Origin of the sequence: Streptomyces sp. A5-4 (genome assembly GCF_051131715.1) — a bacterium.
Classification (GTDB): domain Bacteria; phylum Actinomycetota; class Actinomycetes; order Streptomycetales; family Streptomycetaceae; genus Streptomyces.
The window spans coordinates 5,661,450-5,675,833 of the sequence record NZ_CP178591.1 but is presented as its reverse complement, the minus strand read 5'-3'; the positions used below and the strand labels follow the sequence as shown (position 1 = coordinate 5,675,833).

The window sequence follows — 14,384 nt, the reverse complement described above, 5'->3', positions numbered from 1 at the left end:
CGCACCGGGCCGTCGGTCGGTGCGTGCCGGGTGCCCGGCCCGCGGGGTCAGCGCTTGGCGCGCGACGCGGTGCGGCCGCGCTCCTTCTGGTCCAGGACGACCTTGCGGATACGGACCGTCTCCGGGGTCACCTCGATGCATTCGTCGTCGCGGCAGAACTCCAGCGACTGCTCCAGCGACAGCTTGCGCGCGGGCACCACGTTCTCCGTGTTGTCCGCCGCCGCCGCACGCATGTTGGTGAGCTTCTTCTCCTTGGTGATGTTCACGTCCATGTCGTCGGCGCGCGAGTTCTCACCAACGATCATGCCCTCGTAGACCTCGGTGCCGGCCTCCAGGAAGATGACACCGCGCTCCTGCAGGTTGACCATCGCGAACGGGGTCACCGAGCCGGAGCGGTCCGCGACCAGCGAGCCGTTGTGACGGGTCCGCAGCTCGCCGAACCACGGCTCGTGGCCCTCGAAGATCGAGTGCGCGATGCCGGTGCCGCGGGTCTGCGTCAGGAACTCCGTACGGAAGCCGATGAGGCCGCGCGACGGGACGATCCACTCCATGCGGATCCAGCCCGAACCGTGGTTCGTCATGGTCTCCATGCGGCCCTTGCGGGTCGCCATGAGCTGGGTGATCGCGCCGAGGTGCTCCTCGGGGCAGTCGACCGTCATGCGCTCGATGGGCTCGTGCAGCTTGCCGTCGACCTGCTTGGTGACCACGACGGGCTTGCCCACGGTCAGCTCGAAGCCCTCGCGGCGCATCTGCTCGACCAGGATGGCGAGCGCGAGCTCACCTCGGCCCTGGACCTCCCAGGCGTCGGGGCGCTCGGTGTCCAGGACGCGGAGCGAGACGTTACCGACGAGCTCCTTGTCCAGGCGGTCCTTCACCATGCGGGAGGTGAGCTTGTGGCCCTTGCCGCCCTTGCCGACCAGCGGCGAGGTGTTCGTACCGATGGTCATCGAGATCGCGGGCTCGTCGACCGTGATCAGCGGCAGCGCGATCGGGTTGGCCGGGTCGGCCAGCGTCTCGCCGATCATGATGTCCGGGAATCCGGCGACCGCACAGATGTCGCCGGGACCGGCCTTCTCGGCCGGCCGGCGGGTGAGCGCCTCGGTCATCATCAGCTCGGTGATGCGGACGTTCGCGATCGTGCCGTCGCGCTTGATCCACGCGACGGTCTGGCCCTTCTTCAGCTCGCCCTGCTCGACGCGGCAGAGCGCGATACGGCCGAGGAAGTTGTCCGCGTCGAGGTTGGTGACGTGCGCCTGGAGCGGCGCGTCCTCGATGTACTCGGGGGCCGGGACGTGCGACAGGATCGTGTTGAAGAACGGCTCGAGGTTCTCGCTGTCCGGCGGGACGGTGCCGTCCGCGGGCTTGGTCAGCGACGCCACACCGTCACGCGCACAGGCGTAGACGATCGGGAACTCGATCTGCTCCTCGTCCGCGTCCAGGTCCAGGAACAGGTCGTACGTCTCGTTGACGACCTCGTCGATCCGGGAGTCGGGGCGGTCCGTCTTGTTGATGCAGAGGATGACGGGCATCTTCGCCTGGAGCGCCTTGCGGAGCACGAAGCGCGTCTGCGGCAGCGGGCCCTCGGAAGCGTCGACCAGCAGGACGACCGCGTCCACCATCGACAGGCCGCGCTCGACCTCACCACCGAAGTCGGCGTGGCCGGGGGTGTCGATGATGTTGATGTTGACGACGGCGCCGCCGTCCTTCGGGTGGTACTTGACCGAGGTGTTCTTGGCCAGGATCGTGATGCCCTTCTCACGCTCCAGGTCGTTCGAGTCCATCATGCGGTCGTCGAGGTGCTCGGCGGCGTGCGCGGCGAAGGCGCCCGCCTGCTTGAGCATGGCGTCGACCAGAGTGGTCTTGCCGTGGTCGACGTGGGCGACGATGGCTACGTTACGGATGTCGTGGCGCGTGGGCATAGGAGACTTGCGCTTCTCTCGATCGTGGGATCGGGCGTCGTCATCGGTTCGGTCCTCATACGCCCGCCGGGCGGACGCGCCACGGCTTCCCCCATGGTACGGGGCTACTGCCGCGCGGGCTTCCCGGGCAAGGGAAACCGGGGTTCGCAGGGGCTCGGGAGGGGCCGAAGGGCCCCCGGGAACGGGCTCCGGGGCCATCTCAGGGGCAGTGTGACGCATCAGTCAGAGCCGTGCGGGGTGCGGATCGTGGCCCGGGTCGTGGGATGGCGCGACCTTGCCCGCCGGGGGCGCCGACGGGCAAGGGAATTGAGCCAATCCTGAGGGTTCTGACCTGCTACTTCTTCTTGGACTTGGCGGTTTGCGCCTTCTTGAATCCAATGTCCTGGTAACGCGGGGCCGCCAGCCCGAAGGCGCCCGCGTTGACGAGGTTCGGCTTGATCGCGACCAGCTCGGGGCGCTGGAAGAGCGGGATGGAGCCGGCCGCGGCCCAGATCCGGGCATCGGCGCGCCGCACCAGATCACGGGCCTCCTCGTCGTCCAGCTCACCCGCCGCCTGGTCGAACAGTTGATCGATATGATCCGTGCCGACCCGGGTGTAGTTCTGCTCGACCTGGAGCGAGCCGTCCGCCGCGGGCTCCGGCTTGGCGAAGATCGGGCGGGCGTCGGTCGCCGGGTAGGCCGTGGCGGGCCAGGAGTAGAGCGCGAGGTCGTAGTCGCCGGCGGCGATGTGGTCCTTGAAGTAGCTGGCGTCGGAGACCTTGATCATCTCCGTACGTACGCCGATGCCCTCCAGCATCCGCGAGATCTTGTCGCCGACCGTGCGCAGCGGCTCGGAGCCGGGGCCCGACGGCAGGACGAAGCGCAGCGTCAGCGCCTTGCCGTCCTTGCCGAGCGGACCGCCCACGACGGCGGGGGCGGCGGTGCCGCGCGGGGCGTAGGCGCCCGCGACGCCGCCCTTGCCCTTCTCGTTGGACTTCGCCTTGGCGTTGGCGTTGGTACTGATGCCGGAGTCCGATTTCCCGTCGGACTTCTTCCCCTCGGACTTCTTGCTGCCCGAGTCCTCGGCGTCCGACTTCCCGGTGTCCAGCGACGAGGCCTGCTGGAACAGCACCTCGCCCTGGAGCGCCGCGATCCGGGCCGGGGCCAGGACGTAGCGGCCGGACTCCGAGCCGTAGCCGCCGTCGCCCGGCTTCGAGTCGCCGTCGTCGTTCTCCTCGCCCTCGTCGCCGACGATGTAACCGCCGTCGTCGGACGCGTCGCCCTGCTCGGCCTTGTCCCCCTTCTTCCCCGCACCCTTCTTGCTGTCGGGCTTGCTGCCCGCCTTCGTCCCGTCGGGCCTCTCGTTCGCCCCGCCCGGTGTCCAGCCCGCGTCGGCGAGCAGCGCCTGCGCGGCCTGGGTGTCCTGCTTGCCCAGCGCGCCGCTGCTGTCGGCGTACGCCTGCTGGCCGGCCAGCGCGAGGTGGCTGCCGAGCGGCTCGGCGGGCAGGCCCAGCGGCTTGAGCACGGCCTCGGCCAGCTCCTGGCGGTCAAGCGCGCGGGCCACCGCGCGGCGCACCCGGTCGTCGGTGAGCGGACCGGACGTGCCGTTCAGCGCGAGCTGCGTGTAGGCGGGCTCCAGCGACTTGCGGATGGCGAAGCCGCGCAGCGCGGCCTGCTCGTCGGCGTACTTTTTCACCGCCCTGCTGCTCTTCTCCCGGATCTCCTGCTCGACCTCGGCCTTCTCGTCCGACGAGCCGTTCGCGAGGGCCCAGGATCTGAGCGCGGAGGCGGGGGTGACCGTCGCGCCGGGGCCGTGGTTGAGCTGCTGCCCCTTCGCGGCCTTCGCGTCCTTGGCGGCCAGGGTGACGCGGTCCACCGCGCTGCGGCCGATCTCGGCGATGTCGAGCTTGCCGGCGGCCAGGGCCGCGGTGCGCTTGTCGCTCGGCACCGCGCGCAGCACCAGTGAGTCCAGCTTGGCGGGCTGCCCCCACCAGCGGGGGCTGCGTGCGAGCGTGGCCCTGCCGTCCGCGCGGTCCAGCTCCTTGAGCGCGAACGGGCCCGCCGTGACCTTGAGCTTGCCGCGGGCCCCGTCGTTGAACGAGTCGGGGCTGCCCATCACGTCCTTCGGGTACAGCGGGGTGAAGAGCGCACGCCAGTCCGCGTAGGGCTTGCGGAAGGTGACCTTGACTTCGAGGTCGTTGGCGCCGCGCTCGATCTTCTCGATGCGCTCGTAGCCGGCGTTACGGGCCGTCCAGTACGCGGTGTCCTTGCCGCTCAGCGCGCGCCACTGGGCCACGAAGTCGGGTGCGCCGATCTCCCGGCCGTCGCTCCACACCGCCTGCTGGTTGAGCTTGTAGAGCACCACCTGCTTGGGCTCGCGCTCGACGACCTCGGCGGACTCCAGGTAGTCGGCGTTGCGCTGCGGCCTGCCGCGCTGGTCGAGGGTGAAGAGCGAGGGGAGCACGGCGCCGGCGATCCGCGTGGTGGTGGCGTCCGCGTCGGCCTGGAAGGCGTTGAGGGTGGCGGGCATCGTGTCCACGGCCCAGCGCACCGAGCCGCCGTCGGCGACCAGCTCCCGTTCGGCCGGGGCGACGTCCTGAGCGGCCGTCACCGCCTGGGCCTCCTCGTCGCCCGCGCTGCATCCGGCCAGCACGGGCAGTGCGAGCACGCCGGTGGTCAGGAGCGCGAGGGAGCGGCGGTTTCGCTGGGGCGTGCAGCGGGATGCCTTCCCGCGTGGGACGCCGACGTGGGACATGGCAGGTACCTCCAGGGCCGGCCCGGCCCACTCCCTGTCGGAATGAACCCGGTTTTTCACATTTGGCGGCATATGCAGCTGATCACATCTATTGCCCCCTCACTGAAAAGGACCTCGCGCGAGAGAAGCCGCCGACACGGCGACAGAGCGCCCCAAGCCCACCCGTGCGGCCCAACGAAGACGGGCGCGCGACGCCCGAGGACCGATACGGACCGGCCGAAGACCCGACGCGGACCGGCCAAGGGGGCGCGCACGGAGGCGCGCACTCCAGGAATCCCCGCAGATCTCTTCACAAGGGGGGATGTGACGCGCGACACTCTCAGGCGCACACGGAGCCCGGGGGCGCGACCCCCGATCCCGCATGCCACCCGCCACCCGCCCCGCCACCGCGGAAGTGAGGGCAACACATGTCCCTGCAAGACGAGTTGACGGCCATCCGACGCTGCGTGGACGACCTGGCCAGGTCGCTCGCCCGACTGGAGCAGGAGATCGGCGGCAGCGGCCTGGAGATCAGGCGCGTACGCACGGACGCGGACCATCTGCGCGAAAGCCTCGCCCTGCTCAGCGAGGCCGCTCCCACCCTCCAGCAGCCCCGGCCACGCCCGGACCTGGTGACCATCCCCGACGCCCCGTACGACAGCTCACTGTGGACGGACACCGACGACGAGGGTCTGGGCGCCCGCGACCGGCACGCGCCGTAACCCCGGCACCGTCCGCCCGACCACTCCCTGCCCCGACTGCCCGCTCCCCATGGAGTCCTCGTTGGCCACTGGCACAGAACCTCAAGCCTCCACGGGCGTACACGGCGCGTCGCGCGCCGCCATCGCGCCCCGCCATCTGCGTACCGACCGCTGGTGGCTGGCGCCGGCCGCGACCGCGGCCGGACTGTTCGCCTTCATCGTCTACTCGACCTGGCGAGCCTTCTCGAACGCCGACTACTACGCCGCGCCGTACGTCTCGCCCTTCTACTCCCCGTGCCTGGCGGAGAACTGCGCACCGATGAAGGGCGGCCCCAACTGGGACATCCTCGGATCCTGGTGGGGCCTGTCCCCCGCGCTGCTGATCCTGATCTTCCCGCTCGGCTTCCGGCTGACCTGCTACTACTACCGCAAGGCCTACTACCGGGGCTTCTGGGCGTCTCCCCCGGCCTGCGCCGTCGCCGAGCCGCACAAGAAGTACACCGGTGAGACCCGCTTCCCGCTGGTCATGCAGAACATCCACCGTTACTTCTTCTACGCCGCCGTGCCGGTCGCGGGCATCCTCACGTACGACACCGTGCTCGCCTTCCGCGACGAGCACTACGCGTGGGGCCACATGGGACTCGGAACGCTGATCTTCCTGGTCAACATCGCGCTGATCTGGGCGTACACCTTCTCCTGCCACTCCTGCCGACACATCGTCGGCGGGAAGCTCAAGCACTTCTCCAAGCACCCGGTGCGCTACCGGATGTGGGGGTGGGTCAGCAAGCTGAACGCGCATCACATGGGTCTCGCGTGGGCCTCGTTGATCAGCGTCGCGCTGGCCGACTTCTACGTCTATCTCGTGGCGTCCGGCGCCTTCGACGATCCGCGCTTCTTCTAACGGTGAGGGCCTTTTGATGACGCAACTCGAACGGCAGGAGTGGGACGTCGTCGTGGTCGGCGCGGGCGGAGCGGGGCTGCGCGCCGCCATCGAGGCGCGCGAACGCGGCGCCCGTACCGCCGTGATCTGCAAGTCCCTCTTCGGCAAGGCCCACACGGTGATGGCCGAGGGCGGCATCGCCGCGTCCATGGGCAATGTGAACTCCGGGGACAACTGGCAGGTGCACTTCCGCGACACCATGCGCGGCGGCAAGTTCCTCAACCAGTGGCGGATGGCGGAGCTGCACGCGCAGGAGGCGCCCGACCGGGTCTGGGAGCTGGAGACCTGGGGCGCGCTCTTCGACCGTACGCCCGAGGGCAAGATCTCCCAGCGCAACTTCGGCGGACACGAGTACCCGCGGCTCGCCCACGTCGGCGACCGGACCGGCCTGGAGCTGATCCGCACGCTCCAGCAGAAGATCGTCTCCCTCCAGCAGGAGGACTTCCGTGAATTCGGCGACTACGAAGCCCGGTTGAAGGTCTTCCAGGAGTGCACGGTCACCAGGGTCCTGAAGGAGGACGAGCGGGTCTCGGGGACGTTCTGTTACGAGCGCGAGTCCGGCCGCTTCTTCGTCCTTGAGGCCCCGGCCGTGGTCCTTGCCACCGGCGGCATCGGCAAGTCCTTCAAGGTGACGTCGAACTCGTGGGAGTACACCGGCGACGGGCACGCGCTGGCGCTGCTCGCGGGCGCCCCGCTCCTCAACATGGAGTTCGTGCAGTTCCACCCCACGGGCATGGTCTGGCCGCCCTCGGTGAAGGGCATCCTCGTCACCGAGTCGGTACGCGGCGACGGCGGGGTGCTGCGCAACTCCGAGGGCAAGCGCTTCATGTTCGACTACGTCCCCGATGTCTTCAAGGAGAAGTACGCGCAGTCCGAGGAGGAGGGCGACCGCTGGTACGAGGACCCGGACAACAACCGGCGTCCCCCCGAGCTGCTCCCCCGCGACGAGGTCGCCCGCGCCATCAACTCCGAGGTGAAGGCGGGCCGCGGCTCGCCGCACGGCGGGGTGTTCCTCGACGTGTCGACGCGCATGCCCGCCGAGACGATCCGGCGCCGACTGCCGTCCATGTACCACCAGTTCAAGGAACTCGCGGACGTCGACATCACCGCGGAGGCCATGGAGGTGGGCCCGACCTGCCACTACGTGATGGGCGGCATCGCGGTCGAGTCCGACAGCGCGGCGACCCGTGGCGTCCCGGGCCTGTTCGCGGCGGGCGAGGTGGCCGGCGGCATGCACGGCTCCAACCGGCTCGGCGGCAACTCCCTGTCCGACCTGCTGGTCTTCGGGCGGCGCGCCGGACAGCACGCGGCCCAGTACGCCACCGGCTTCGCGACCGGCGCCCGGCCGGCGGTGGACCCGGTCCAGATCGACACGGCCGCCGCGGAGGCGCTGCGCCCCTTCAGCGCGGAGGGCCCCGGCCCCGGCGAGGAGAACGGGCGCCCGCCGGAGAACCCGTACAGCCTCCACCAGGAACTCCAGCAGACGATGAACGACCTGGTCGGCATCATCCGGCGGGCGCCGGAGATGGAACAGGCGCTGGAGAAGCTGGCCGATCTGCGCGTACGGGCCCGGCGGGCCGGGGTCGAGGGGCACCGGCAGTTCAACCCCGGCTGGCACCTGGCCCTCGACCTGCGGAACATGCTGCTGGTCAGCGAGTGCGTCGCGCGCGCGGCCCTGGAGCGCACCGAGAGCCGGGGCGGCCACACCCGGGAGGACTGCCCGGCCATGGAGCGGGAGTGGCGGCGGGTCAATCTGCTCTGCCAACTGGCGCCCGTGGCACATGAGTTGGTGAACGTCGATCCGACACAGGGGCAGATCTCGCTCCACCGGGAGAGCACCGTACCCATCCGACCCGACCTGCTCGCCCTCTTCGAGAAGGAAGAGCTGGTCAAGTACCTCGCCGAAGAGGAGCTGCACGAGTGACGTCGTACAAGGCCAACTTCAAGGTCTGGCGGGGCGATACGGACGGCGGGGGGCTCAAGGACTTCACCGTCGAGGTGAACGACGGCGAGGTCGTCCTGGACATCATTCACCGGATCCAGGCGACCCAGGCCTCCGACCTCGCCGTCCGCTGGAACTGCAAGGCGGGCAAGTGCGGTTCGTGCAGTGCGGAGATCAACGGCCGGCCCCGGCTGCTGTGCATGACGCGGATGTCGGTCTTCTCGTCCGAGGAGACCATCACCGTGACTCCGCTGCGGGCCTTCCCCTTGGTCCGCGACCTGGTGACGGATGTGTCCTTCAACTACACGAAGGCGCGGGAGGTGCCCTCCTTCGTACCACCGCCGGGGGTCGGGGCGGGCGAGTACCGGATGCAGCAGGTGGATGTGGAGCGCTCGCAGGAGTTCCGCAAGTGCATCGAGTGCTTCCTGTGCCAGGACACCTGCCATGTGGTGCGCGACCACGAGGAGAACAAGGCGTCCTTCGCCGGCCCCCGCTTTTTGATGCGGGTCGCGGAGCTGGACATGCACCCATTGGACGCCGCCGCCGAGTCGGGCCTCGACCGCAAGCGGACCGCCCAGGAGGAGCACGGGCTGGGCTACTGCAACATCACCAAGTGCTGCTCCGAGGTCTGCCCGGAGAACATCAAGATCACCGACAACGCGTTGATCCCGCTGAAGGAACGGACGGTGGACCGGAAGTACGACCCGCTGGTCTGGCTGGGGAACAAGATCCGCCGCCGGACCGAGTGAGGGACCGCGCGTGAGGGACCCGGGTGAGGGACCCGCGTGAGGGGCCGCGCGTGACGGAATAATCGTGGTGCGCGTCGTTGCTGCACCTGTCGCATCGCATCGACTTTGATGTCCAGCGCGACGGGACGGGGACTTTCGGCATGTGGAACGGCGACGCACTCGATCTGGACGCCTATCTGGCACAGCTGGGGTACGAGGGCGACCGCGCGCCCACCCTGGAGACACTGCGCGCCCTGCACCGGGCGCACGTGCTGTCGGTGCGCTGGGAGAACCTGGACGCGTTCCTGCGCGGCGACGTCCCGCTCGGCCTCGGCGCGCTCCAGGCCAAGATGATCGGCAACCCGCGCGGCGGCTACTGCTTCGAGCACGTCTCGCTCTACGCGGCGGCCCTCGAACGCCTCGGCTTCGACTTCTTCGGCATCCAGGGCCGCATCCATGTCGGGCCCGGCAAGATCCTGCCCGCCACCCACGCGATGCTGGTGATCGAGCTCGACGGGCGGCGCTGGCTGTGCGACGTCGGATTCGGGGCGAGCCCGCTGGAGCCGATCGAGATCACCGACAGGACCGAGGCGACGGACGCGCGGAGCGTGTGGTCGTACCTGCTGCGGCGCGAGGAGATCACCCCGGGCGCGGACGGGTGGACGCTGTACGAGCCGGCCACGGGCGGCGGTGGGGGCGTGGCCGGTGGCGGCTGGCAGCCACGGCACACCTTCACGCTCAACCGGCAGTACCCCGCCGACTACTCCCTGGCGAACCACTTCATCGCGACGAGCTCCCACTCCCCCTTCACCGGCCGACTCTTCGTGCAGCGCGTCTTCCCCGACCGGCTGCATGTGCTGGACGACCGCACGCTGACCACCATCAGGCCCGCCGCCGGCGGCCCGCCCGAGGTGCGGGAGCTGGAGGCGGCCGAGGTGCCCAAGGCGCTGGCCGACGTCTTCGGGATCGAGCCGTCCGACGCCGACGCCGAACTGCTGGTGGCCAAGCTGTCCTGACGACCGCCGCCGGAGCAGCTCGGCCCGAGCGCCGCCGCCGGGGCCGCCGTCCTGTCCCTGGGGGCCGCCGGGGCGCCCGCCGCTTCGGCCCGACCGGCCGCCCGACCGCGGGCCGCCGACACCTCGCTGCTGCACACCTGGTTCCGTGACACGTACCGCTCGATGCGGGCGATGACGACTGGCTTCGGGCTCACCGCCGACAAGACCGACCTGTCGACCCCCGGCCGGCCCGTCCCCTCGCGGAACACCTCGCCGACCAACATCGGCTGCGGCCTGTGGTCCACCGCCGCGGCGGCCGGACTCGGCGTCATCGACCACGCCACCATGCACCGCCGCCTGGAGCACACCGTGCGAGCGGTGGAACAGCTGGAGCGCCACCACGGATTCTGGCTCAACTGGTACGACACGTACGACGGTTCGGTGCTCACCAGCTGGCCGGGCACCGGCGACCCCGTCCGCCCCTTCCTGTCCTCCGTCGACAACGCCTGGCTGGTCACGGGCCTGCGTATCGCCGCCGACGCCGACCCCCGGCTGCGCCCGCGCATCGACAGGCTGCTGGCCGGCGCCGACTGGTCGTACTTCTACACGCCGTACGACCCTCCGACCCGGTGAAGGGCCCCGGCCAGCTGCGCGGCGGCTTCTGGACCGACACCGGCGAGCCGACGGCCGGCGGCTACCGTGAGTACGGCGTGGACGCGATCGGCATGCGGGTGGAGGGGTACGAGTCGCACGGCGTCGTCACCCCGCACGCCTCCTTCCTCGCGCTCCCGCAGGCCCGCACCGAGGCGCTCGCCAACCTCAAGGCACTCGCACGTGACTTCGGCGCGTACGACGACGGTTACGGGTTCAGGGACTCCGTCGACGTCGTGACGGGCCGGGTCAGCGACTTCGTTCTCGCCCTCGACCAGGGCATGATCATCGCAGCGCTCGCCCAGGAGTTGCGGCCGGGCCTGCTGCAACGCCCCTTCCGCACGGGCGGGTTCGACACCCGGGTCCGCCCGCTGCTCGGCAGGGAGCGCTTCAGCATCTGAGCCGGTGCGGACCCGATCCGGTGCGGACCCGACCCATCGCGGCCTCACGCGCTCCGGGTCAGTTCCAGCCTGCGCGGTACGCCGCCCAGTCGGCCTCCGTCGCCGCGAAGTCGACGTACAGCGCCAACCCGAACTGCTTGCGGTGGCGGTCCGTGCGCCCCAGACCCAGCCTGGCGCCGCGGACCGCCGCCGCGACGGTCTCGGCGTTCTCGTGGTGCCCGAGGTCGTCCTCGTGGAAGAACGGCAGCCCCATCAGCAGGTCCGTCCCCTCGGGCGTGGCCTCCAGGGCGAGGGACGTCTGCTGGGCGACGTAACCGCCGTACATGCTCTCCAGGGGCATCCAGGTGTCGTACGACATCACGGCGATCTGGTCGACCCTGCGGGCCACTTCGGCGAAGAACGCCTGCGACCACCACTTCTCCCGGCCGGAGACCGCGCCGTTGACGGAGTGCAGGGCGGGCAGCGGGTCGATCTGGTGGGCGGCGACGGACAGCGGCGCCTCTCGGGCCCTCGTCAGCTCACCCAGGTCGTCCAGGAGCGACAGGTAGTCGCGGTCGTCGGAGAGCAGCGGCTCCAGGTCGAAGTGGACGCCGTCGAAGCCCGCGTCCAGGATCCGGCCGGTCGAGCGCACCACCGCGGCCCGGGTGCCCGCGTCGGCCAGCCGCATCCCGTCGGGTTCCTCGGTGGCCAGCCTGTCGCCGAGCCAGGCCTGCACCCGTACGCCGGGCATCTCGCGGTGCACGGCGTCGACCAGCCACCGAGCGCGCGGGTACGCCGACGCGGGCAGCGTCCCGTTGTGCTCCAGAGGTCCCGCGTGGACGTACAGGTCCTTGATGCCCGTGCCCTTGATCCGGGCAGCGAACGCACTGAGGTCGGCGTCCTTCCTGCGGCCGTCGACCCAGGCGTGACCGAGCCAGATCGCGTCGCGCCCGCGGGTTCGGGTGCCGTCCTCGTAGTGGCCCGCGTAGTTGAGGCGCAGCGAGACACCGGCGGTGAGCAGCGGGACGACGAGCAGCAGCACCAGCGTGAGGGCCACGCGCCTGGGCCACTTCAGGCGCGGACTGCGCCATTGCCTCTTGATGGTGTCCGTGCGTCCCACGCCGTTCCCCGTTCGGTTGATGCGCGCCGGACGGGCTTCGTTCGTACAACCGTCCGATGCTTGACGACATCGTGGGGACGGACGCGCCGACGACGGTGATCGGTTCCGGTCGCGGGCTCGGGAGCACGGACATAACCTCGCAAACGTGACGCCGCCCCTGAGCCGAACCCGGACCTTCCTTGCCGTGTCCGTCCTGGCGGCGGGGTGGCTCGCGGTGCCCGCCGACCGGGGCGCCCGCGCCGAGGACCCCGTCGTCCTGTCGCGCGAGGGCCAGATCACCGACAAGGTGGGCGCGCTGGGCGACCGCAGGAACGACACCGCGCGCGCCCTGGACCGGCTCTACGACGACCGCCGCCTTCAGCTCTTCGTCGCCTACGTCCGTGACTTCTCCGGGAAGTCCGCGCAGAGCTGGGCCGACAGCACCGCCGGCCGCAGCGGACTGGGCCGCGACGACGTGCTGCTCGCCGTGGCCACCCACGACCGGCAGTACGCCTACTCCGTCGACCAGGACTCGCGCCTCACCGACGCCCAGCTCGCCGACGTCGCCAGGACGGCCGTGGAGCCCGCGCTCAAGGAGAACGACTGGGCGGGCGCGGCGATCGGCGCCGCCGACGGGTACGACGCGGTCCTCGCCGGCGATCCCGTCCCCGCGCCCGCCGTCACCCCCGGCGAGGCCGATCCCGGTGGTGACAGTGGCGGTGAGAACAGCGTCGCGGATCTGGCGGTGCCGATCATCGCGGTCGGTGGCGCCGGCGCGGTCGCGGCGTACGCGTACAGCCGTCGCAAGCGGCGCGGCACGACCGGCACCACTGCCGGCGGCCGGCCCGCCGAACCGAAGGCGCCGACGCCGTTGCCCGAGCTCGATTCCCGGGCCAAGCAGACCCTTGTCGACACGGACGACGCGGTACGCACCAGCGAGGAGGAACTGGGCTTCGCCTCGGCCCAGTTCGGCGACGAGGCCGCGCAGCCCTTCGCCGCGGCCCTCGCGTACTCCAAGGGCGAACTGACCGCCGCCTTCCGACTGCGCCAGCAGCTCGACGACGCACACCCGGAGGACGACGAGACCCGCAGGCACATGCTGGAAGAGATCATCACCCGCTGCACGGAGGCCAACCGTCGCCTCGACGCCGAGTCCGACGCCTTCGACCAGCTGCGCGACCTGGAGAAGAACGCCCCCGCCGCACTGGCCGCCACCGAGGAGGCCGGCCGCGACCTCACCGGGCGCGTGGGCATCGCGGAGGCCACGCTGACCGCGATGCGGACGCGCTACGCGGATTCCGCCGCCGCGCCCATCGCCGGCCACGCCGAACAGGCCAAGGACCGGCTCGTCTTCGTGACCGGCAGCCTCGACCAGGCCCGGCAGGCGCTCGACACGGGCGACGCGGGGCGGGCGGCCGTGTACGTACGGGCCGCCGAGGGCGCCGTCGGCCAGGCGGCCACCCTCATCGACGCCGTGGACCGCCGCGCGCGGGAACTCGCCGAGGCGGCGGGCAAACTGCCCGGCGCGCTCACCGAGACGGAGACCGACCTGGCCGACGCGCGCGGCCTCCTCCAGGGCAGCAGCGAGGGCACCTCCACGGCCGACCTCCAGGGGCGCATCGCCCGCGCGGAGGCCGTGGTGTCCGACGTGCGGCAGGAGGAGCAGTCCGGCAGGTACGACCCCATCGACGCGCTGCGCCGGGTGGAGGAGGCCGACGGCGCACTGGACGAGGCGTTGGCGGGGGCGAGGGAGCGCGAGTCCGCCGGGCAGCGCGCACGCGCCCTGCTCGACCAGGCCACGCTCGGCGCCCGTGCCTCCATCGGGGCCGCCGCCGACTACATCACCACGCATCGCGGAGCGGTGGGCAGCCAGGCCCGTACCCGCCTCGCGGAGGCCCAGCGCCACCTCGAACAGTCCGCCGCGGCCCCGGACGCGCAGGCCGCACTGGCGGAGGCCCAGCAGGCGGACGGCCTGGCCCGGCAGGCGCAGAGCCTCGCCGAGCAGGACGTACGGGGCTACGACGACCCGTACGGCGGACGCGGCGGAGGAGGCGGGGGCGGCGGCCTGAACGGCGCGGTGCTCGGCGGGATCATCCTCGGCGGAATCCTGGGCGGCGGAGGCGGCGGCCGGGGCGGCGGAGGTTTCGGGGGCGGCTTCGGCCAGGGCGGCGGGCCCGGCAGTTTCGGCGGCGGGGGCACGCGCGGCCGAAGGGGCGGCGGCGGCCGGTTCTGACCCGTACCAGTACTCGTACCAGTGCCCGATCAGTGCCCATATCAGTGCCCATATCAGCGCCATGTCCATAGGCCCTTGGGCCC

The 14,384-nt window shown here is 71.0% G+C and carries 9 protein-coding genes and 1 pseudogene; 7 read left to right on the top strand and 3 right to left on the bottom strand.

Going from position 1 to position 14,384, the window contains the following annotated elements; translation table 11 throughout:
• Positions 1-47 precede the first annotated feature (47 nt).
• Both typA and ACLLJJ_RS26620 read right to left on the bottom strand, forming a co-directional pair.
• On the bottom strand, positions 48-1,919 hold the full coding sequence (gene typA / locus ACLLJJ_RS26625; RefSeq protein ID WP_434596021.1) for a translational GTPase TypA: 1,872 nt from the start codon (positions 1,917-1,919) through the stop codon (positions 48-50).
• 334 nt (positions 1,920-2,253) lie between these two features.
• Complete coding sequence (locus ACLLJJ_RS26620) at positions 2,254-4,653, bottom strand: ABC transporter family substrate-binding protein (protein WP_434596019.1); 2,400 nt, start codon at positions 4,651-4,653, stop codon at positions 2,254-2,256.
• 407 nt (positions 4,654-5,060) lie between these two features.
• Between ACLLJJ_RS26620 and ACLLJJ_RS26615 the strand changes: the two genes are divergently transcribed.
• From ACLLJJ_RS26615 to ACLLJJ_RS26590, 6 genes and pseudogenes are all read left to right on the top strand, one after another.
• A complete protein-coding gene (locus tag ACLLJJ_RS26615; protein ID WP_283521217.1) occupies positions 5,061-5,354 on the top strand; it encodes a hypothetical protein in 294 nt (97 codons plus the stop codon).
• A gap of 61 nt (positions 5,355-5,415) precedes the next feature.
• Positions 5,416-6,234 carry a hypothetical protein gene (locus ACLLJJ_RS26610; protein ID WP_434596017.1) on the top strand — a complete coding sequence of 273 codons (819 nt, stop codon included), beginning with the start codon at positions 5,416-5,418 and terminating at the stop codon, positions 6,232-6,234.
• 16 nt (positions 6,235-6,250) lie between these two features.
• Positions 6,251-8,197 (top strand): fumarate reductase/succinate dehydrogenase flavoprotein subunit, encoded by a 1,947-nt coding sequence (locus ACLLJJ_RS26605; protein ID WP_434596015.1) that lies wholly within the window; start codon positions 6,251-6,253, stop codon positions 8,195-8,197.
• Positions 8,194-8,964 (top strand): succinate dehydrogenase/fumarate reductase iron-sulfur subunit, encoded by a 771-nt coding sequence (locus ACLLJJ_RS26600; protein WP_434596013.1) that lies wholly within the window; start codon positions 8,194-8,196, stop codon positions 8,962-8,964. Before ACLLJJ_RS26605 ends, ACLLJJ_RS26600 begins: the two co-directional genes overlap by 4 nt.
• A gap of 77 nt (positions 8,965-9,041) precedes the next feature.
• A complete protein-coding gene (locus ACLLJJ_RS26595; protein WP_434596011.1) occupies positions 9,042-9,959 on the top strand; it encodes an arylamine N-acetyltransferase family protein in 918 nt (305 codons plus the stop codon).
• A 162-nt stretch (positions 9,960-10,121) separates the two neighbouring features.
• Positions 10,122-10,990, top strand: a pseudogene (locus ACLLJJ_RS26590) (glucoamylase family protein).
• Positions 10,991-11,048: 58 nt separating this feature from the next.
• Here ACLLJJ_RS26590 and ACLLJJ_RS26585 read toward each other — a convergent pair.
• Positions 11,049-12,089: a hypothetical protein gene (locus ACLLJJ_RS26585; protein ID WP_434596009.1), complete on the bottom strand. Its 1,041-nt coding sequence runs from the start codon at positions 12,087-12,089 to the stop codon at positions 11,049-11,051.
• Between the two features lie 157 nt (positions 12,090-12,246).
• Here ACLLJJ_RS26585 and ACLLJJ_RS26580 point away from each other — a divergent pair, with 157 nt between their 5' ends.
• Positions 12,247-14,301: a TPM domain-containing protein gene (locus ACLLJJ_RS26580; protein WP_434600532.1), complete on the top strand. Its 2,055-nt coding sequence runs from the start codon at positions 12,247-12,249 to the stop codon at positions 14,299-14,301.
• Positions 14,302-14,384 lie beyond the last annotated feature (83 nt).

Bases quoted from the DNA above. Each gene is read 5' to 3' on its own strand.
- typA (WP_434596021.1), bottom strand. From the start codon at position 1,919: ATGCCCACGCGCCACGACATCCGTAACGTAGCCATCGTCGCCCACGTC.
- ACLLJJ_RS26620 (WP_434596019.1), bottom strand. From the start codon at position 4,653: ATGTCCCACGTCGGCGTCCCACGCGGGAAGGCATCCCGCTGCACGCCC.
- ACLLJJ_RS26615 (WP_283521217.1), top strand. From the start codon at position 5,061: ATGTCCCTGCAAGACGAGTTGACGGCCATCCGACGCTGCGTGGACGAC.
- ACLLJJ_RS26605 (WP_434596015.1), top strand. From the start codon at position 6,251: ATGACGCAACTCGAACGGCAGGAGTGGGACGTCGTCGTGGTCGGCGCG.